The 19,026-nt window shown below is 67.3% G+C and carries 21 protein-coding genes and 2 tRNA genes; 11 read left to right on the forward strand and 12 right to left on the reverse strand.

The features are described from left to right. The first annotated feature begins 4 nt into the window (after nucleotides 1–4). On the forward strand, nucleotides 5–1,477 hold the full coding sequence (locus tag ASC55_RS02715) for a serine hydrolase domain-containing protein (protein ID WP_200935132.1): 1,473 nt from the start codon (nucleotides 5–7) through the stop codon (nucleotides 1,475–1,477). Here the strand turns inward: ASC55_RS02715 and ASC55_RS02720 are convergent. Then, nucleotides 1,456–2,121, reverse strand: coding sequence for a hypothetical protein (locus ASC55_RS02720; protein WP_055872566.1), 666 nt, complete (start codon nucleotides 2,119–2,121; stop codon nucleotides 1,456–1,458). The two genes, ASC55_RS02715 and ASC55_RS02720, sit on opposite strands and share 22 nt — an antisense overlap. A gap of 50 nt (nucleotides 2,122–2,171) precedes the next feature. On the opposite strand from ASC55_RS02720, the gene ASC55_RS02725 reads away from it, so the two are divergent. Further along, the gene (locus ASC55_RS02725) at nucleotides 2,172–3,062 is read left to right on the forward strand and encodes an acyl-CoA thioesterase (RefSeq protein WP_055872567.1); all 891 of its coding nucleotides are present in this window, start codon (nucleotides 2,172–2,174) and stop codon (nucleotides 3,060–3,062) included. An 82-nt stretch (nucleotides 3,063–3,144) separates the two neighbouring features. On the opposite strand, the gene ASC55_RS02730 is transcribed toward ASC55_RS02725, so the two are convergent. The 4 genes from ASC55_RS02730 to ASC55_RS02745 all read right to left on the reverse strand — a co-directional run bounded on the left by ASC55_RS02730 (nucleotide 3,145) and on the right by ASC55_RS02745 (nucleotide 6,463). After that, nucleotides 3,145–3,630 carry an acyl-CoA thioesterase gene (locus tag ASC55_RS02730; RefSeq protein WP_055868397.1) on the reverse strand — a complete coding sequence of 162 codons (486 nt, stop codon included), beginning with the start codon at nucleotides 3,628–3,630 and terminating at the stop codon, nucleotides 3,145–3,147. 7 nt (nucleotides 3,631–3,637) lie between these two features. Continuing rightward, nucleotides 3,638–5,317, reverse strand: a complete 1,680-nt coding sequence (ettA, locus tag ASC55_RS02735; RefSeq protein WP_055872568.1) for an energy-dependent translational throttle protein EttA — start codon at nucleotides 5,315–5,317, stop codon at nucleotides 3,638–3,640. 63 nt (nucleotides 5,318–5,380) lie between these two features. Beyond that, a complete protein-coding gene (locus ASC55_RS02740) occupies nucleotides 5,381–5,878 on the reverse strand; it encodes a DUF6993 domain-containing protein (RefSeq protein WP_055872569.1) in 498 nt (165 codons plus the stop codon). 78 nt (nucleotides 5,879–5,956) lie between these two features. Continuing rightward, nucleotides 5,957–6,463 (reverse strand): single-stranded DNA-binding protein, encoded by a 507-nt coding sequence (locus tag ASC55_RS02745; RefSeq protein WP_055872570.1) that lies wholly within the window; start codon nucleotides 6,461–6,463, stop codon nucleotides 5,957–5,959. A gap of 206 nt (nucleotides 6,464–6,669) precedes the next feature. Between ASC55_RS02745 and ASC55_RS02750 the strand changes: the two genes are divergently transcribed. Then, nucleotides 6,670–6,939 (forward strand): hypothetical protein, encoded by a 270-nt coding sequence (locus ASC55_RS02750; protein WP_017830680.1) that lies wholly within the window; start codon nucleotides 6,670–6,672, stop codon nucleotides 6,937–6,939. Nucleotides 6,940–7,024: 85 nt separating this feature from the next. Here the strand turns inward: ASC55_RS02750 and ASC55_RS02755 are convergent. After that, a tRNA-Arg gene (locus ASC55_RS02755) sits at nucleotides 7,025–7,100 on the reverse strand. 87 nt (nucleotides 7,101–7,187) lie between these two features. Here ASC55_RS02755 and orn point away from each other — a divergent pair. From orn to ASC55_RS02785, 6 genes are all read left to right on the forward strand, one after another. Further along, on the forward strand, nucleotides 7,188–7,814 hold the full coding sequence (gene orn, locus ASC55_RS02760; protein ID WP_055868406.1) for an oligoribonuclease: 627 nt from the start codon (nucleotides 7,188–7,190) through the stop codon (nucleotides 7,812–7,814). Nucleotides 7,815–7,850: 36 nt separating this feature from the next. Next, nucleotides 7,851–7,923, forward strand: a tRNA-His gene (locus ASC55_RS02765). 91 nt (nucleotides 7,924–8,014) lie between these two features. Beyond that, nucleotides 8,015–8,644, forward strand: coding sequence for a LysE family translocator (locus tag ASC55_RS02770; RefSeq protein WP_055872571.1), 630 nt, complete (start codon nucleotides 8,015–8,017; stop codon nucleotides 8,642–8,644). Between the two features lie 27 nt (nucleotides 8,645–8,671). Continuing rightward, the gene (locus tag ASC55_RS02775; protein WP_082524206.1) at nucleotides 8,672–9,019 is read left to right on the forward strand and encodes a metallopeptidase family protein; all 348 of its coding nucleotides are present in this window, start codon (nucleotides 8,672–8,674) and stop codon (nucleotides 9,017–9,019) included. Beyond that, nucleotides 9,016–9,312, forward strand: a complete 297-nt coding sequence (gene clpS / locus ASC55_RS02780) for an ATP-dependent Clp protease adapter ClpS (protein WP_174799528.1) — start codon at nucleotides 9,016–9,018, stop codon at nucleotides 9,310–9,312. Before ASC55_RS02775 ends, clpS begins: the two co-directional genes overlap by 4 nt. After that, on the forward strand, nucleotides 9,309–9,806 hold the full coding sequence (locus tag ASC55_RS02785) for a DUF2017 family protein (protein ID WP_055872573.1): 498 nt from the start codon (nucleotides 9,309–9,311) through the stop codon (nucleotides 9,804–9,806). The genes clpS and ASC55_RS02785 overlap by 4 nt, the downstream gene beginning before the upstream one ends. On the opposite strand, the gene ASC55_RS02790 is transcribed toward ASC55_RS02785, so the two are convergent. The 6 genes from ASC55_RS02790 to gatC are packed head-to-tail and all read right to left on the reverse strand — an operon-like array spanning nucleotide 9,803 to nucleotide 15,353. Continuing rightward, entirely contained in the window at nucleotides 9,803–10,384 is a 582-nt protein-coding gene (locus ASC55_RS02790) for a hypothetical protein (RefSeq protein WP_082524207.1), read from the reverse strand. The two genes, ASC55_RS02785 and ASC55_RS02790, sit on opposite strands and share 4 nt — an antisense overlap. Beyond that, a complete protein-coding gene (locus ASC55_RS02795) occupies nucleotides 10,368–10,685 on the reverse strand; it encodes a hypothetical protein (RefSeq protein WP_031206169.1) in 318 nt (105 codons plus the stop codon). Before ASC55_RS02795 ends, ASC55_RS02790 begins: the two co-directional genes overlap by 17 nt. A gap of 36 nt (nucleotides 10,686–10,721) precedes the next feature. Continuing rightward, complete coding sequence (gene dinB / locus ASC55_RS02800) at nucleotides 10,722–11,978, reverse strand: DNA polymerase IV (RefSeq protein ID WP_055872574.1); 1,257 nt, start codon at nucleotides 11,976–11,978, stop codon at nucleotides 10,722–10,724. A 47-nt stretch (nucleotides 11,979–12,025) separates the two neighbouring features. After that, a complete protein-coding gene (gene gatB / locus ASC55_RS02805; protein ID WP_055868421.1) occupies nucleotides 12,026–13,540 on the reverse strand; it encodes an Asp-tRNA(Asn)/Glu-tRNA(Gln) amidotransferase subunit GatB in 1,515 nt (504 codons plus the stop codon). Then, a complete protein-coding gene (gene gatA, locus ASC55_RS02810) occupies nucleotides 13,540–15,057 on the reverse strand; it encodes an Asp-tRNA(Asn)/Glu-tRNA(Gln) amidotransferase subunit GatA (RefSeq protein ID WP_055872575.1) in 1,518 nt (505 codons plus the stop codon). Before gatA ends, gatB begins: the two co-directional genes overlap by 1 nt. Next, nucleotides 15,054–15,353 (reverse strand): Asp-tRNA(Asn)/Glu-tRNA(Gln) amidotransferase subunit GatC, encoded by a 300-nt coding sequence (gene gatC, locus ASC55_RS02815; protein WP_031206170.1) that lies wholly within the window; start codon nucleotides 15,351–15,353, stop codon nucleotides 15,054–15,056. The genes gatA and gatC overlap by 4 nt, the downstream gene beginning before the upstream one ends. Nucleotides 15,354–15,420: 67 nt before the next feature. Here gatC and ASC55_RS02820 point away from each other — a divergent pair, with 67 nt between their 5' ends. Next, entirely contained in the window at nucleotides 15,421–17,121 is a 1,701-nt protein-coding gene (locus ASC55_RS02820) for a long-chain-fatty-acid--CoA ligase (protein ID WP_055872576.1), read from the forward strand. A gap of 47 nt (nucleotides 17,122–17,168) precedes the next feature. Then, on the forward strand, nucleotides 17,169–19,013 hold the full coding sequence (locus ASC55_RS02825) for a DEAD/DEAH box helicase (protein ID WP_442922344.1): 1,845 nt from the start codon (nucleotides 17,169–17,171) through the stop codon (nucleotides 19,011–19,013). Nucleotides 19,014–19,026: the final 13 nt, after the last annotated feature.

Genomic DNA, 19,026 nt, shown 5'->3' on the forward strand with positions numbered 1-19,026 from the left:
GCTCGTGCGCATCCTCTTGCTCCTCGGACTCCTGTCGACACTGCTCGCGAGCTGCGCTGTTCCCACTGTCACCGCGGACACCCCGACGACTGCCTCCAGGACGGTCGAGGCGTACACGGAGACGTTCGCGACTCCCGGGATCGCCGCGGCCGTGATCTCCGACGGAGACGTCGATCTGATCGTGCGCGGTCGTGACGGCGCCGGAGCGGCGATCACGCCGGAGACGCGGTTCCGGATCGCGTCGATGAGCAAGTCGATGACGGCGACGGCGATCATGCTGCTGGTCCAGGACGGCTCAGTGGAACTCGATGACCGCGTCGTCGAGCGCCTGCCGGAGTTCACGATGGCCGATGCGAGGTACGAGCACATCACGATCCGCCAGCTGCTGTCCCATACTTCGGGATTGTCGCTGCAGACGAACGACGAGTTCGCGCTGCCCGCGCCGCGGACCACGCGGGCGGTCATCGCCGAGCTCAGGGAGCGCCGACTGGTCGCGGAACCGGGAGTGCGATTCGAGTACCACAACACGAACTACTCGCTCGCCGCCCGCATCGTCGAGATCGTGTCGGGGCAGCCTCTCGATGATTTCCTTCGGGAGCGTCTCTTCGTGCCGCTGGGCATGCACGACTCGCTGAGCGTGGACGCCTGCGACCGGACTGTGGATGAGCTCGCGCCCGGCTTCTCCGTGGTGCTGGGTCTCGCGTACGTGATGCCGGAGATGCCGGGGCGTTGCGGAGGCAACGGCGGCGTGGTGTCGACGCTCGCCGACATGGTGCAGTGGTTGCGCTTCAACCAGGGCACGGTCGGTGCGGCACTGCTAGAGCGCCCGCTGCTCGACGAGCTCCACGCGGTGCAGCCCAACGCTGCACCGTATGGTCTCGGCTGGCAGCACCTCGCCCCGGATGGAGGGGATGCATCTGGCTTCGTCTCGCACGGGGGCACTCTGGCCACGTTCACCGGGTCCATGGCCTTGGCCCCCGAGACGGGAAGAGCTGTCGTTGTGCTCACGAACGGAGTCGGCTCCCCCGGCGAGCTGGCGCAGAATCTGATCGCGGAATCCGAGGGCGTGCCCCCGAAGCCCTACGAGAACCCTCTGGGCGTCGCGAACAGCATCCTGTCGGTCCTTGCCGCGGTCGCTCTGACCCTGCTCCTCGTGACGGCTCTTCGCGCTCCCCGCTGGGCGGCGGGAAGGCGGTCCGCACGGACACCGCGACTCCTGCTCCGACTCTTCCCGCTCATCCTCGTGATCGTCGCAGGGCTGGTCATCCCCCTCACTCCCGCGTTGCTCGGGGGCTCCGTCAACTGGCAGTACTGGGTGATCGACCTCTGGCTGTTCCCGCTTCTGGACCTTCTCGGCGCGGTCCTGGTGCTGGGAGGGATCAGCGCCCTCGTGAGCAGGATCGTCGCGCTGCGGCGCGGCCACGTGCTTCTGCGTCGCGGGCGGCAGGGGGCGTCTCAGCCGGCGGAGCCGGTGTGACGCACATTCGTGAGCCCTGAGGCAACCGGGCCGCGGGAGAGTACATGACCGCGCCGGAAGGCGAGTCGTGTCCATCGCCCGGATCGAGAGACGGCCACCTGTTCCTCGCCCGAGATGAAGCCCATCGCGTCCGCAGCGAAGGCGACGCCTCGCGGGATGTCACCGAGGTCCTCATCCGGCTCCCCCCAGATCGCGGCCCGGAGGGCTCGCACGGCTTCCTCTCCCGAGCCCGGCGCGGTGCCGCGGGCCACGGCGGAGATCCCCCATTGCGCCCGCTGGGCGATCACGGAGGCGTCGAGCGCCGACACCGGCTCCCACCCGCCTCGAGGCGGCGCCACACCTGCCCACGCCGGCGAGAGTCCGGTGTCCGGGAGCTCGAGGCGGTGTGGCTCGTCGGTCTTCGTGAGCTGATCGACGACGACATCGCACTCGAGTTCGGGATCAGCATGCACGATGCGCATCGCGAGGATCGTCGGTGTCTGATCGAACAGGCCGTGGGGGGCGAGTGCCGCGGTCGTGAGGGCGAGTACGCCGCTCGACGCCTGCAGCCGCACTCCTTCGTCGGTGATCCTGGCCGCTCGCCCCACGAACGTCAGGACGTCTTTCGCCGTGTGGGAGTCGGCGAGGAGGAGGTGATGCGGCACGCGTTCTAAACTACCAACGGAGCGGCGCCCCGGGGCGCAGAGAGGAATCCATGAGCGCGGAAGACCACGCCATCCAGACCGTCGAGCGGCTGCTCGAGGTCCTCGATCTCGATTCGACGCAGGCACGGACGACGGAGGACATCTTCACCGGTTCCTCGCACCCGATGCCCACCGGCCGGATCTACGGCGGACAGGTTCTCGCCCAGGCGCTCCTGGCTGCGGAGCGCACCCTTCCCGAAGACCGTGCGGTGCACTCGATGCACGGCTACTTCCTTCGTCCAGGCGACGCGAGTCAGGGCATCACGATCTCCGTCGACCGCATCCATGACGGACGCTCGTTCTCCACGCGCCGTGCCCAGGCCTACCAGAACGGTGTGCCCATCTTCTCGATGATCGCCTCCTTCCAGGACGCCGACCCGGGCGTCGAGCACGCACAGCCGATGCCCGAGGGCATTCCCGCTCCTGAGGCACTCGCACCGGACGAGGATCGGGTTCAGGATCTCCCCGGCGGTACCGCCCGGATGCTGAGCGAGCGCGCCGCGGACATCCGCCACGTCGACTCGCCTCTGTATCTACCGAGCGACGATGCGCGCACGCCGCAGCAGGCCGTGTGGATGCGTCTTCGCGCGCCGCTACCCGACGACCAGCGTCTGCACAGGGCGGCCCTCGCCTACCTCAGCGACATGACGATCCAGGAGTCGATCCTCCGCGCCCACGGCGTCTACTGGGCGCTCCCCGGTCTCAAGGTCGCCAGCCTCGATCACGCGATGTGGTGGCACCGGCCTGCGCGCGTGGACGAGTGGCTGCTGTACGTGCAGGAGTCGCCGAACGCCCGCGGCGGCAGAGGGCTCGCCACCGGACGGATCTTCACGCGTGACGGAGCCCTCGTGGCAAGCGTCGCGCAGGAGATCATGATCCGGGTTCCCGACAGCCAGGATTGATGCGTCGGTCGGGAGTATCCGCTCCCGACCGACTACGAGGCACAGCCTTACGTGCCCCTCGGTGCCGCTGACCGAGAGCGGCTCAGCGATGACTGTACTGGATCGACTCTCCGAGGTACGGCTCCCAGGCGTCGCGCATCTCCTGCGTGAGGCGGGTGGGGCGTCCGGTCTTCGCGTCGACGAGCACGATGATCGCCGTCGATCGCGCATAGATCTGACGAGGGTCCGCCGTCGGGTCGTTGTGCACCTCGTAGCAGACCTCGACGCTGGACCCGCCGAGCTTCCCGAACCACATCTGCACCTCGAGCGGTCGCCGCTGGTACGGCACGGGCGCGAGGTACTCGATCTCCTGGCGAGCGATGAGCGTGAGGATGCCCTCGTCGATGCCCGAGTCGAGCACTGCCGTCGAGGGGGCCTCCTCGCCGGGGCCCGCACGCCAGAATGCTCGCACACGAGCCTCCTCGAGCAGCTTCAGCATCGAGGTGTTGTTGACGTGGTTGAACGCATCCAGATCGCCCCAGCGGAGCTGGATCGGGATGTGCAGACGGGGCCCCGGCGATGCGGTCACGACAGGCTCAGTCGCGCGTCAGCTTGCGGTGCGTCGAGCGGTGCGGCTTGGCCGCATCCGCTCCGAGGCGCTCGATCTTGTTCTCCTCGTAGGCCTCGAAGTTGCCCTCGAACCAGTACCACTGGTCAGGCTTCTCATCGGTCCCCTCGTAGGCGAGGATGTGCGTGGCGATGCGGTCCAGGAACCACCGGTCGTGGGTGATGACCACGGCGCAGCCGGGGAATTCGAGCAGCGCGTTCTCGAGCGAGCTCAGGGTTTCCACGTCGAGGTCGTTGGTCGGCTCATCGAGGAGCAGCAGGTTGCCGCCCTCTTTGAGCGTCAGCGCGAGGTTCAGGCGGTTGCGCTCACCACCGGAGAGCACGCCTGCCTTCTTCTGCTGGTCCGGACCCTTGAAGCCGAACTTGGAGACGTACGCCCTGGACGGGATCTCGGTCTTACCGACGGTGATGTAGTCGAGGCCGTCGGAGACGACCTCCCACAGCGTCTTGTTCGGGTCGATGTTGGAGCGCGACTGGTCGACGTAGCTGATCTTGACCGTCTCGCCTATCTTCAGATCTCCGCCGTCGAGCGGCTCGAGGCCGACGATGGTCTTGAACAGCGTCGTCTTTCCGACACCGTTCGGGCCGATGACACCGACGATGCCGTTCGGCGGCAGGCTGAAGCTGAGTCCATCGATGAGCGAGCGTCCGTCGAAGCCCTTCTTCAGGTTCTTGGCCTCGATGACGACGCTACCGAGACGCGGTCCTGCGGGGATCTGGATCTCCTCGAAGTCCAGCTTCCTGGTGCGCTCAGCCTCGGACGCCATCTCCTCGTAGCGAGCGAGACGCGCCTTCGACTTGGTCTGACGCCCCTTCGCGCTCGAGCGGACCCACTCCAGCTCCTCTTTGAGGCGTTTGGCGAGCTTGGCGTCCTTCTTGCCCTGGATCTCGAGGCGTTCGCCCTTCTTCTCAAGATAGGTCGAGTAGTTGCCCTCGTAGCCGATCAGGCGGCCGCGGTCGACCTCGGCGATCCACTCGGCCACATGGTCGAGGAAGTACCGGTCGTGGGTGATTGCGATGACGGCACCCTTGTAGGCCTGCAGGTGCTGCTCGAGCCACAGCACGCTCTCGGCGTCGAGGTGGTTGGTCGGCTCGTCGAGGAGCAGGAGGTCAGGCTTCTGCAGGAGCAGCTTCGCCAGCGCCACGCGACGCTTCTCACCACCGGAGAGCGGGGCGATCGCCGCGTCGCCCGGAGGGGTGCGCAGCGCATCCATGGCCTGATCGAGCTGCGAGTCGAGGTCCCAGCCGTCCGCCGCGTCGATCTCTTCCTGAAGCGAACCCATCTCCGCCAGGAGAGCGTCGAAGTCGGCATCGGGATCGGCCATGAGTGCCGAGATCTCGTTGAAGCGGTCGAGCTTCGCCTTGATCGCGATGCCGTCCTGGATGTTCTCGAGCACGGACTTCGTCTCGTCGAGTTCCGGTTCCTGCATGAGGATGCCGACGGTGAACCCCGGAGAGAGCTTCGCCTCACCGTTCGAGGGGGTGTCCAGACCCGCCATGATCTTGAGGATGGTCGACTTACCGGCGCCGTTGGGGCCGACCATACCGATCTTGGCCCCGGGGAGGAACGCCATGGTCACGTCGTCCAGGATGAGCTTCTCGCCCACTGCCTTGCGTGCACGAACCATCGAGTAGATGTACTCAGCCACCGAAAACCGCTCCTTCTGTTGGCGTCGAAGATCGACACTCCAGCCTACCGGCCCCCTGGCGTGTCACCAGTCGATAGGACGTGTGGCACCGATGAGGCAGCGCCCCTCGGCGAGTTGCGGCAGAACCGCGGTGACGACTTGCCCCGTGGAGGGCCCGACCTGGCCGACGAGACACTCATCGTCGCCCCAGCGCACGGAGAACTGCAGACTCTCCGCCGGATTCCCTACCGTGGTCTGATCCTGGGTCACCTGCATCGCCTCGCGATCGAACCCTGCACTGATCAGAGCGTCGATGTAGGCGCGACCGAGCCCCCGCTGATCAGTCGCCCAGATGCCTTCCGCGGTCGCCGTGAACGCAGGGAGGTTCTCCTCGGCGGTGCCATCGGGCACCAGGACGGGCGCCGCGGGAGTCGTCGACTCCGCACCGGGTGAGGCGGAGAGCGACGGGGAAGGTGACGGAGCGGGGGTCGGCGTGCACCCGGAGAGAAGGAGGGCGGCCGCGGCCGTGGCCGCGAGGACGCCGGCTGCACGCGCGGGCGAGAGGACCGATCGACGAAGCACGTGCCGAGTCTACGTCGCCTTCCCCTTCGTCTCGCCCGAACGGCCGGCCCGCGCCCTCATCTCTCCGAACTCGACAGGTCAGCCCCTCCCCGTCAGTTCCTCCTCCGGATCAGCCCAGGAGAGGTCGATTGCCGAGGAGTCCTTCTCTTCATCGGGGACGCCGACCCCCTCATGGCCGGATGACGCGTGCGCGGAGTCGGTTGACGCCTCCGTGGCACTCGCCTGCGCACGCGCCTGTGGTCGGTAGGCGGTCGTCCCCCAGCGCAGGTCATGTCCGATCGCATCCGCTTCGATGTCGACGCTGGTGCCGTGCTTGCCGTTACTCTCCCAGTTTCGGATCTTCAGGCGACCGGTCACGATCACGCTGTCACCGGTGCGCAGTGACGCCTTCGCGTTCTCGCCGAGCTGTCGGAATGCGGCCACGGAGAACCAGTTGGTCCCGGAGTCCGTCCACGTCTGGGTCGCGGCGTCGAAGCGGCGGTGCGTGCTGGCGAGGCGAAAATTGGTGACAGAGACGCCGCCCCCGGTCTGGACCTGCGTCGGGTCGGTCGCGACTCTCCCCACGATGGTCAGGGTGTCGATCATGTGCTCATCCTCTCGATCGCCGGATCTCTTCCGGGCCCCTCCAGAGTGGGGCGCGACGGCGGGAGCCGATCGCCCGAATCGTGCAAGCGGTGGACAGCCTCGTTCAGATGGCGTCTGTGGAGAGAAAGCCCCGATGAGGGCGGGAGGACCTCACCGGCCCGAATGTCGGAGGTCGGTCATATCTTCGAATCACGAAAGGAGCCCCGATGTCCGACAACCTGATCACCTCCCTCCCCGAGATCCCCTACGCCACGCCTCGACTCGCTTCCGCACGAGAGCATCTGGTCCGCGCCGCAGATCACCTCTGGAGAGTGCAGGATCAGCGGGAGCACGTGCTCGGTCACCTGCGCATCGTCGCGGATCCGCTCGGGCTTCGATACCGCGCGGAGCGCCTTCATCTCGCGACGGGCGTCTTCCGGGTCGTCGGTGAGTTCTGGCGCGCGGACGATGCCGTCGCGGCCCTCCGCTATTCCTGACGAGTTCAGCGCGGTCGACGACGCAGGCGGAGATTCGACGGCCAATGCCTCGATGCGCCGTGTGTCGCGGGGCATTCGACTCGTGTGGTGCCCCCGGCAGGATTCGAACCTGCGACCAAGAGATTAGAAGGCTCCTGCTCTATCCCCTGAGCTACGGAGGCGCACATCTCTAGAGTATCGCGGTCCCGGAGGCGTTTCGTGAAGCACGCTCCGGTCGGCGATGTCGGGCCCGTCGATAGTATGGCGGCATGGTATCTGCGTCCGAGAATGATCGTCTCGTATGGATCGACTGCGAGATGACGGGCCTCGATCTGGCGGTCGACGAGCTCGTCGAGATCGCCGTCGTCGTCACCGACTTCGAGCTCAACCCCATCGATCCGGGATTCCAGGTGGTGATCCGCCCCAATGAGAGTGCCCTCGAGCACATGAACGACTTCGTCACGAAGATGCACGAGACATCGGGACTCATCGAGGAGATCGCCGGTGGAGTGTCGCTGGAGGAGGCTGAGTCCCAGACCCTCGCGTACATCAAGCGCTTCGTTCCGCTGGAGCGCAAAGCGCCTCTGGCCGGGAACACGATCGGCACGGATCGGATGTTCCTGGCGAAGTACATGCCGCAGGTGGATCAGTGGCTGCACTACCGCAACGTCGACGTCTCCAGCATCAAGGAGCTCTCGCGCCGTTGGTACCCGCGGGTGTTCTTCCAGGCCCCCTCCAAAGACGGCGGTCACCGTGCGCTCGCCGACATCCTCGAGTCGATCAGGGAGCTCCGGTACTACCGCGAAGCAGTGTTCGTCGATGAGCCGGGGCCGTCCAGCGACGAGGCACGGGAGATCGCTTCGCGCACGGTGTCCGAGTTCACTCCGAACATGTAATACACTCGTATGGTTGCCTGCTCCGGTGGGCACATGGTGGGTATAGCTCAGCTGGTAGAGCGCTGGCTTGTGGTGCCGGATGTCGCGGGTTCGAGTCCCGTTACTCACCCTCCTGAAGAAGGCCCGAATCGCAAGGTTCGGGCCTTCTTCGCATCTCCGCATGATCGGCCTGTTCCCCTCCGGAGCTCTAGACTGGCGAGGTGTCGCTCGCGGTCTGGTTCTCGTTGCTGACCGCCTCCGTCGTGATCAGTTTCACGCCCGGCGCCGGTGCGATCAACACGATGTCGAACGCCATGAATCAAGGGTGGCGACGATCGATATGGGGCATCGTCGGGCAGCAGATCGCGTTGATCGTCCATGTGGCTGTCGTGGCCGCCGGCGTCGGGCTGCTGGTCTCTCGCTCGGAGGTGCTCTTCAACGGCATCCGCTATGCCGGCGCGGCGTACCTGGTGTTCCTCGGGATACGTCTCATCCTCACGAAGCCCGCGGTCGTGGTCGACGACGTTCCCGTTCCGGTCGATTCCAGGGAGAGCCACTGGTCGATGATCCGCCGGGGGTTCTGGGTCAACCTGCTGAACCCGAAGGCGATCGTCTTCTTCCTGGCGTTCATCCCGCAGTTCGTCCGGCTGGATGAGCCGCCACTGCCCCAGTACCTCACCCTCATCGTCACCGTGATCGTCGTCGATGTGATCGTGATGTGGGGGTTCTTCGCCGCGGCCGCGCGCCCCTTCCGTCGTCTCACGCGCACGGCGCGAGGGCAGCGTGTCCTCAACACGGTCTTCGGCGCCCTGTTCATCGTGGTGGCCGCGATCCTCGTTCTCCTCCGCTGACCTTCCGTCGCCCCTAGGCTGGAGATGATGGACATGGATGCCGCCGCCTTCGAAGAGCTCGTGATCGACGAGCTCGACCGCCTCCCCGACGACATGGTCGAAGGGATGGAGAACGTGGTGTTCGTCGTCGAGGATCGGCCCGAGGACGGCAGCCTCGATCTGCTCGGGCTCTACGACGGCTTGGCGCTGACCGAGCGGACGCAATACGGAATGGGTGAACTCCCCGACCGCATCGTCGTCTACCGCGAACCGCATCTCGCGCAGTGCGAGACCGACGACGAGCTCCGCGACGAGATCCACACCACACTGGTCCATGAGATCGCGCACTTCTACGGAATCGACGACGAGCAGTTGCACGAGATGGGCTGGGCGTGACGATCCCGACAGCGGTTCCCGACCTCGATGAGGTGACCGACCTGAGCGCCGCTCCCCTCGAGCCATGGCAGGTGGTGGTCTGGAACGACCCCGTCAACCTGATGAGCTACGTGGTGCGCGTCTTCCGCACGTATTTCGGGTACTCCCTCGATCACGCGACGGCGTTGATGCTCGCCGTGCACCACGACGGACATGCGATCGTGGCCACCGGACCGCGCGAGACCATGGAGGTGCATGCACAGGCCATGCACGACTTCGGGCTCTGGGCCACGGTCAGGAAGGCGACGTCATGACCTCTGACACCGTGATCGTCCCGATCACCGCCATCGAGGAGCACCACCTCGCGAAGCTCGTGGATGACTTCCTCGAGCTGCTCGTCACCTCGCGTGACGTCGGGGACCCCGCGATCGACCGGCTGGCACCGAACCCTTACCCCGACGATCCCGCCTCCGCTGCCGGCTTCGCGGAGAGCACGCGAGACGACCTCCTCGATCGGCGACTCAGCGATGCGCGCCTGATGCGCGCGGCGCTCCGAGAACTCCCCGGGGGCGGTGACGGCCTGGAGGAGGCAGAGGCCCTCCTGACGCGCGAGCTCTCGGTCCCCGCTGCAGACCTCGACTCCTGGCTCCGCACGCTCACCGCCATCCGACTCGTGATCGCGGCTCGCCTGGGGATCACCTCCGACGAAGAGACCGGAACCGACGGTCGTCACGATGTGTACGACTGGCTCGGCTACCGCCTGGAAGTTCTCATCCAGGCGGCGGATGACGCCGATGGAAGGCGCTAGGGAACCTCGACGACTCGGGTGGCGAGGGAACGAGGATCGTCCCGCTCCCGGTGCAGACGCTCCTGCGCAGCCCAGCGGTCCCAGTGCGGGCGGTAGGTGTCGCCGTCGCGGGCCAGAGCTCGCGCCTTGCGCGACGCCTCCGCGGACTCCACCCAGATTCTGACGTCGGCGAGGCCGGCAGTCGACGCCCGGAGTATCCCGCTGCCCTCGACGATCACGCCGAGAGCCGGATCGACGGCGTGGCTTTCCGCTTCAGCCTGAGCCTCCCAGTCCCACCGCCGCCAGGTTCCGAGGTAACCGCGGCCGTGCGGGCGGAGGATCCACTCCAGGGCGCGCTCGACGCCGCCTTCGAGACCGTCCCAGCCGGGGTACAGCGAGTCCAGCGCGATGAGCTGCACATGGCCGACCACGGGCCAACGACGCACGAGCAGGGAGGCGAGAGAGGACTTGCCCGCTCCGCTGCCGCCGTCGATGAGCACGACCGGGTTGACAGCGGCGACGGCGCGGACATCCTGCTCGATCAGTGTCGCAGCCTGCTCCAGCGCGGCTGAGACCGGGTCGTCACTTCTTGAGGGCACGGATGATGCGGGTGAGCGCCCGTCCGGCGACCCAGACGAACGGCACGGCGACCACGAGAAGCGTGACGATGTTCGGCTCGAAGCGCAACCCCTCCTCGCGACGCACATACACGCCGACGGGAACGGAGACTCCACCGCCACCGCCACCTTCGGCACCGTCTCCGCTGCCGCCGCCGAAGCCCGAGTAGGTGAACGCGACCGGCGTGATGCTCACACCGTCGACGTCCTGCGGCTCTCCGTACGCGCTCTTCACGCCGAAGGACGCAGCTTGTTTTCCGAGTTCCAGTGCAATGTTCGGCATAACCCCACGCTAGCCGAGGAACCATGCCCTGTGGGATCAATCCAGGCCGTGGGCTTTCGGGTGTTGTGCGGCGCCTCTGCCATCGCCGCGGCCGATGTGTCGGGCGCGACTGATCGTCGCCGCGCCGAACCGGGCAACGGCCTCATCCACCGCGCCCTCGACTCGGCGCCAGTCCTCGTCGTCGTCCCAGAGCCCGAGGGCGCCTCCGCCGGCTGGTCGAAGATTCTCGGCACGGACGCCGACGAGTCGCACCGGATCGCGACGGTCGATCTGCTCGAACAGGGACTGAGCGGCTTCTCCGATGCGCTGACCCACTGCTGTGGGCTCGCTCAGTGTCTGGGACCGGCTCAGCGTACGGAAGTCATCGAAACGGATCTTGATCGCGACGGTCGATGTCTCCCACTCCGCTCGGCGGAGCCGGGCAGCGACGCGGTCGGCCAGTCGAAGCAGTTCCGCGCGCAGGAACGAGCGGTCGAGGATGTCGGCGTCGAAGGTCTCCTCATGACCGATGCTCTTCTCCACGCGCTCCGTGTCGACGACGCGCGCATCCTCTCCCCGGGCGAGCTGTGCGAGTCGCGCACTCAGCGCAGGCCCGACAGCGCGTTCGATCATCTCGCGCGGGGCATCTCGCACATCTCGCACCGTTCGGATCCCCCGAGCCTCCAGCGCTTCAGCGGCCTTCGGCCCGACGCCCCACATGGCACGGACCGGTCGAGAAGAGAGGAAGTCGAGCGTGTCCTTCGCCGCGACGACGAGCATCCCGTCGGGCTTGGATATCGTCGAAGCCATCTTGGCGACGTGCTTGGTGGCGGCGACGCCGACGCTGCACGTGATCCCGACCTCATCGAGGACGCGCGCTCGGATGAGTTCGGCAATGCGCGCGGGGCTCCCCCAGAGACGACGCACACCCTGCACATCGAGGAACGCCTCGTCGACGGACAGCGGCTCCACGAGCGGTGTGAACGATTCGAAGATCGCCATCACCTGCCGAGAGACCTCCTGGTACCGGTGGAAGTGCGGGGGGACGATACGCGCGGACGGACACAGCCTGAGGGCCTGCGAAACCGGCATCGCCGCGCGAACGCCGTATCGGCGGGCCTCATACGACGCGCTCGAGACGACCGAACGGCCGTCCGGCGCGCCGATGATCAGCGGCAGACCGCGGAGAGAGGGATCATCGAGCACCTCGACCGCCGCGTAGAACGCGTCCATGTCGACGTGCAGGATCCTCGTGCCGGTGTCGTCGGCATCGATGGCGGAGACGATGCGTCCGCTGCCGTCACCGTGTCCCATGCATCCATCCTCCCCCGGGCCTCCGACATGAGGCCCGGGGTCGCACGCTACTGCGCAGCGCGCTCGAGAATGAGTTCACGGACGCGTGCGGCGTCCGCCTGGCCCTTCATCGCCTTCATGACCGCTCCGATGACGGCACCGGCGGCCTGCACCTTGCCGTCCTTGATCTTCGCCATGACGTCGGGCTGCGCGGCGAGTGCTTCGTCGATGGCGGCGATCAATGCACCGTCGTCCGACACGACCGCGAGTCCACGGGCGTCGACGACCTCCTGCGGGTTGCCCTCGCCGGCGATGACGCCTTCGAGCACCTGACGAGCGAGCTTGTCGGTGAGGGTGCCGGCGTCGACGAGCTGCTGCAGGGCTGCGACGTTCTCCGGGCTGATGAGCTCGGTGGCGTCCTTCTCCTGGGCGTTCGCGAGACGGGAGATCTCACCCGTCCACCACTTGCGCGCGGTGGCCGGAGTCGCCCCAGCGGCGATCGTCGCCTCCACGACCTCGAGCAGTCCGCCGTTGCGGACATCCTGGAACTCCAGGTCGGTGAAGCCCCACTCCGCCATCAGGCGGCGACGGCGTGCCACCGGCTGCTCGGGCAGCGCCGCGCGCAGCTCTTCGATCAGTTCGGCGGCAGGCTCCACCGGCAGCAGATCGGGCTCCGGGAAGTAGCGGTAGTCGTCGGCATCGGACTTGGGACGGCCGGGCGAGGTCGTGCCGGTGTCCTCGTGCCAGTGCCGGGTCTCCTGCGTGATGGTCCCGCCGTCGGCGAGGATCTGCGCCTGGCGCTGGATCTCGTACCGCACCGCACGCTCGACCGACCGCATGGAGTTCACGTTCTTCGTCTCCGTGCGCGTGCCGAGCTTCTCCTGGCCGCGGGGCCGGAGGGAGACGTTCGCGTCGCATCGCAGGTTGCCGCGCTCGAGACGCGCCTCGGAGATGCCGAGTCCGCGGACGATGTCGCGGATGGCCTGCACATACGCCTTGGCGACCTCGGGTGCACGGTGGTCGGTACCGAAGATCGTCTTGGTGACGATCTCGACCAGAGGCACGCCGGCACGGTTGTAATCGACCAGCGAGTACTCGGCGCCCTGGATGCGTCCGGTCGCCCCACCCATGTGGGTCAGCTTCCCGGCGTCTTCCTCCATGTGCGCGCGCTCGATGGGGATCGTGATGAGCGTTCCGTCCTCGAGCTCGACCTCGACCGATCCCTCGTAGGCGATCGGCTCGTCGTACTGCGAGATCTGGTAGTTCTTGCCGAGGTCCGGGTAGAAGTAGTTCTTCCGGGCGAATCGGCTCGATTCCGCGATCGAGCAGCCGAGGGCGAGCCCCAGGCTGATCGAGGAGCGGATGGCCGTCTCGTTCACGACCGGCAGCGACCCGGGCAGCCCGAGGTCGACCGGGGCGATGAGCGTGTTCGGCTCGGCGGCGTGGAACGCCTCGTTCGCCGGGTTCGGCGCATCCGAGAACATCTTCGTGTTCGTGTTGAGCTCGACGTGCACCTCGAATCCGAGGACCGGCTCGAACATCTCGAGCGCCTTGTCGAAGTCCATGAGCTTGGCGGCGGCCATCAGCGCTTCCCTCCTGCGAGCTGCGGTGCACGGGTGAGCAGTGGCGCACCCCACGAGTCCACGAGCAGCGTCTCGAGCGCGGCGCCGACCTTGTAGAGTCGGGCGTCCTCACGAGCCGGGGCGATGAACTGGATGCCGACGGGGAGACCGTCGTCGTCTGCCAGACCGCTGGGGATGGAGATGCCGGGAACGCCAGCGAGGTTCACCGGGATCGTGGTGATGTCGTTCAGGTACATCTGCAGCGGGTCGTCGATCTTCTCGCCGAGCTTGAACGCCGTCGTCGGCGCCGAGGGCGTCGCGATCACGTCGACCTCGGCGAAGGCGTTCGCGAAGTCCTGCTGGATGAGGGTGCGGACCTTCTGCGCACTGCCGTAGTAGGCGTCGTAGTAACCGGCGGACAGCGCGTAGGTGCCGAGGATGATGCGTCGCTTGACCTCGTCGCCGAATCCGGCGTCGCGTGTCGCGGACATGACGTCCTCGACGGTCGGGTTGCCATCGGGAGTCACCCGCAGGCCGAACCGCACCGAGTCGAACTTCGCGAGGTTGCTGGATGCCTCGGCAGGGAGGATCAGGTAGTACGCGGCGACGCCGTACTCGAAGTGGGGGGCGCCGATCTCGACGATCTCGGCACCCTGCGACTCCATGAGCGCGAGCGCGCTGCGGAAGGACGATGCCACACCGGGCTGGAATCCGCTGTCCGGGAGCTCGCGGATGACGCCCACCTTGAGGCCCTTGAGCACGTCTCCGCGCGCACCCTCTCGTGCGGCCTCGGCGAACGAGGGCCAGGTGTCGCGCAGCGAGGTCGAGTCCTTCGGGTCGTGCCCGCCGATCGCGTCGTGCAGCAGACCGGAGTCGAGCACGGTCCGAGAGACCGGGCCCACCTGGTCGAGGCTCGAGGCGAGGGCGATGGCTCCGTAACGGCTCACACCGCCGTATGTCGGCTTGACGCCGACCGTGCCGGTCACGTGGGCGGGCTGACGGATCGAGCCTCCGGTGTCGGAACCCAGCGCGAGGGGCGCCTCGAACGCGGCGACCGCGGCGGCAGAGCCGCCGCCGGAGCCGCCAGGGATCCGATCGAGGTCCCAGGGGTTGTGCGTGGGGCCGTACGCCGAGTGCTCGGTGGAGGAGCCCATGGCGAACTCGTCCATGTTCGTCTTGCCGAGGGCGATCATGCCCGCTGCGCGTGACCGCGCCACGACCGTGGCGTCGTACGGCGAGCGGTATCCCTCGAGGATGCGCGAGCCGCTCGTCGTCGGCTGGTCGGTCGTGACCAGCACGTCCTTGATGGCCAGCGGTACGCCTGCGAGCGGGCCGAGCAACTCACCGGCGGCCCGTCGTGCGTCGATCGCCGCTGCGGCCTCGAGCGCCCCCTGGTTGACGTGCAGGAACGCGTGAACGTCGCCGTCGACCACAGCGATGCGGTCGAGGTGCGCCTGCGTCGCCTCGACGCTCGACACCTCGCCGGCGGCGAGCTTCGCGGCGAGATCCGCCGCATCCAGCCGGATGATGTCGCTCACTGCTCTTCTCCCAGGATCGCGGTCACGCGGAAGCGGCCGTCGGCGGCATCCGGTGCGTTCTGAAGCACCTGCTCGTGCGTGAGCGTCTGCCCGACCACGTCGGGACGGAAGACATTGCTCAGCGGGATCGGGTGGCTCGTCGCGACGACGTCGGGGGTTGCGACCTCCGACACCTTCGCGATGTTGTCGACGATCGCGTCGAGCTGGCTCGTGAGCCGCGACACCTCGTCGTCGTTCAGCTGGATGCGTGCGAGCACACCGAGATGGCGCACGAGTTCAGGGGTGATTTCAGACACTCCCCCAGTCTAGTTGGCGCGCTCCGCAGTCCCATGCTCTTCACGCGGCTCGCCCTATGCTGGGCGGGTGAGCACGTTCCAGCCTCCTCGCCCGTGGATCGCCAGCTATGCCGCCGGCGTCCCGGAAGACCTCTCTCCCGTCGACGGATCGCTCGTGGACATCGTCGCCGCCTCGGCGCGCGACTATCCGGACGCCCCCGCCCTCCAGTTCTTCGGTCGGGAGACGACGTATGCGCAGCTCCAGTCGGCGGTCGAGCGCGCGGCGGCGGGTCTGCGCGATCTCGGTGTCCGCGCCGGCGACCCCGTCGCGATCGTGCTGCCGAACTGCCCGCAGCACATCGTTGCCTTCTATGCGGTGCTCCGTCTCGGCGCCGTCGTCGTCGAGCACAACCCGCTCTACACGCCGCGTGAGCTGCGCAAGCAGTTCGAAGACCACGGCGCGAAGCACGCGATCGTCTGGAACAAAGTCGTCTCCACGGTGCAGGAGTTCCCGGCGGATCTTGCGGTGACGAACCTCGTCTCGGTGGACGTGACCCGCGCCATGCCCTTCCTCACCCGTTTCGCCCTGCGGCTGCCGGTGACCAAAGCACGCGAGTCGCGAGCCGCGCTCACGGAGAGGGTGCGCGGCACGGTCGTCTGGGACACGCTGCTCGCCTCGGAACCACTCCCGGCGTCGCACCCGAAGCCGCTGACCGACGATCTCGCGATCATCCAGTACACCTCCGGAACGACAGGGACACCGAAGGGAGCGGCGCTCACGCACCGCAACCTGCTGGCCAACGCGGCGCAGGCCCAGGCGTGGGTTCCCTCCATCCAACGGGGCAAGGGATGCGTCGTCTACGCGGTCCTGCCGATGTTCCATGCTTACGGCCTCACGCTCTGTCTGACGTTCGCGATGTCGATGGGTGCACGACTGGTGCTGTTCCCCAAGTTCGACCCGGAACTCGTTCTCGACGTCGTCAAGAAGCACCCGGCGACATTCCTGCCGCTCGTGCCGCCCATCGCGGATCGCCTCCTCGCCGCCGCGAAGGCCGAGGGCGTGTCACTCGACGGCATCGAGGTGGCCATCTCGGGTGCCATGGCCCTGCCGCACGAGTTGGTCGTTCCGTTCGAGGAGGCCACCCACGGCTATCTCGTCGAGGGCTACGGACTCAGCGAGTGCTCGCCCGTCCTCATGGCCAACCCGGTCGCGGACAACCGCGTTCCCGGCACCGTCGGACTCCCCCTTCCGGGCACCGAATGCCGCGTCGTGGACCCGGAGAACCCGAGCGAAGACGTACCGCCCGGCACGGCCGGAGAACTCGTCGTGCGCGGTCCGCAGGTGTTCTCGGGCTACTACGGCAAGCCCGAGGAGACCGAGGCCGTCTTCGTCGACGGGTGGTACCGCACGGGCGACATCGTGACGATCGACGACGCCGGTTTCGTGCGCATCGTCGACCGCATCAAGGAACTCATCATCACGGGCGGCTTCAACGTCGCCCCCACCGAGGTCGAGAACGCCCTGCGCCAGCACCCGCAGGTCGCGGATGCTGCGGTCGTCGGTCTGCCGAGCGAGCACTCCGGCGAAGAGGTGGTGGCGGCGATCGTCGTCGACCAGGGAACAGATGTCGACGTCGAGGCCATCCGCGATTTCGCACGGAGCATCCTCACGCCCTATAAGGTCCCTCGTCGTGTCTTCGTCGTCGATGAGCTCCCGAAGTCTCTGATCGGGAAGGTGCTCCGGCGCCAGGTGAAGGACAAGCTGATCGCGCTGACGACAGGCGTCTGAGGACGCCCTCACAGGCGCCGATCGTCCCGGCGCGCTACCCTTGGGAAGTGACCCCTGAAGATGCAGTGCTGACCGACGCCCCCGAGGACACTCCCGCGACCCCCGGATTCGAGGAGCTCGGCATCACCGGGCCCGTCCTCAAAGCCATCAAGGATCTCGGATACGAGACCCCGTCGCCCATCCAGGCGGCCACCATCCCGACTCTTCTCGCCGGCCGCGATGTCGTCGGCATGGCGCAGACCGGTACCGGGAAGACCGCGGCATTCGCGCTCCCCGTCCTCGAGCGCCTCGACGTCTCGCAGAAGACCCCGCAGGCCCTCGTGCTGGCTCCCACGCGCGAGCTCGCCCTCCAGGTCTGTGAAGCCTTCGAGTCTTACGCCTCCAAGATGAAGGGCGTGCACATGCTGCCCGTCTACGGCGGCCAGGCCTACGGCGTGCAACTCTCTGCTCTTCGCCGCGGCGTGCACGTGATCGTCGGCACGCCGGGGCGAATCATGGACCACCTCGCCAAGGGCACTCTCGACCTCTCGCAGCTGCAGTACCTGGTGCTCGACGAGGCCGATGAGATGCTGAAGATGGGCTTCGCGGAAGATGTCGAGCAGATCCTCGCGCAGACGCCCGTCGAGAAGCAGGTCGCCCTGTTCTCCGCGACCATGCCCCCGCAGATCCGTCGCCTCGCGCAGAAGTACCTGCGCGATCCGGAAGAGATCAGCATCAAGTCGAAGACCGCGACCGGCACGAACATCACGCAGCGGTACCTCGTGGTGTCGTACGCGCAGAAGGTCGACGCGCTCACCCGCATCCTCGAGGTCGAGAACTTCGACGGCATGATCGTCTTCGTCCGCACCAAGAACGAGACCGAGACGCTCGCCGAGAAGCTGCGTGCCCGTGGCTACTCCGCTGCCGCGATCAACGGCGACGTGCCCCAGGTGCAGCGCGAGCGCAGCGTGAACCAGCTCAAGGACGGCAAGCTCGACATCCTCGTCGCCACCGACGTCGCCGCGCGTGGTCTCGATGTCGAGCGCATCAGCCACGTCATCAACTTCGACATCCCCACCGACACCGAGTCTTACGTGCACCGCATCGGACGCACGGGCCGTGCGGGTCGCAGCGGTGATGCGATCAGCTTCATCACGCCGCGCGAGCGCTACCTGCTCAAGCACATCGAGAAGGCGACCCGTCAGGTCCCGACGCAGATGCAGCTGCCCAGCACGGAAGACGTCAACACCACGCGCCTGAACCGCTTCGACGACGCGATCACCACGGCGTTGTCGGAGACCGCGCGCATCGAGGCGTTCCGCGACATCGTCGCGCACTACGTCCGTCACCACGACGTGCCGGAGGGCGATGTGGCCGCGGCCCTCGCCGTCGTGGCGCAGGGCGACAAGCCGCTGCTCCTCGACCCCGCCAACGATGCCCTCACCAGGGCGGTGGAAGCCGACAATCGTCCGCCGCGAGAGCGCGCCGGCCGTGACGCTCGCGAACCGCGTACCGAGCGACGCGGGCGGGGCGACTACACCGCCTACCGCATCGAGGTCGGCCGACGTCACCGTGTCGAGCCGCGACAGATCGTCGGCGCGCTCGCCAACGAGGGTGGACTGGGGCGCGACGACTTCGGCGCGATCAACATCCGCCCCGACTTCTCCACCGTGGAGCTGCCGTCGAACCTCGATGCTTCCGTCCTCGAGAAGCTGCGCGACACGCGTATCTCCGGTCGTCTGATCGAGATCAAGCCCGACCGCGGCCCCGGCGCACGACGCGCGGGAGGTCCCCGTGAGAGCCGCGATGACGGCGGACGGAGCGACCGTTTCGAGCGTCGGGATCACGATGAGCGTCCGGCACGAGACACGCGCGACGAGAAGCCGTTCCGCAAGCCGCGTCACAAGAGCTGACCGCACTCGCGCG

Origin of the sequence: Microbacterium sp. Root322 (genome assembly GCF_001425645.1) — a bacterium.
In the GTDB taxonomy this organism is placed as follows: domain Bacteria; phylum Actinomycetota; class Actinomycetes; order Actinomycetales; family Microbacteriaceae; genus Microbacterium; species Microbacterium maritypicum.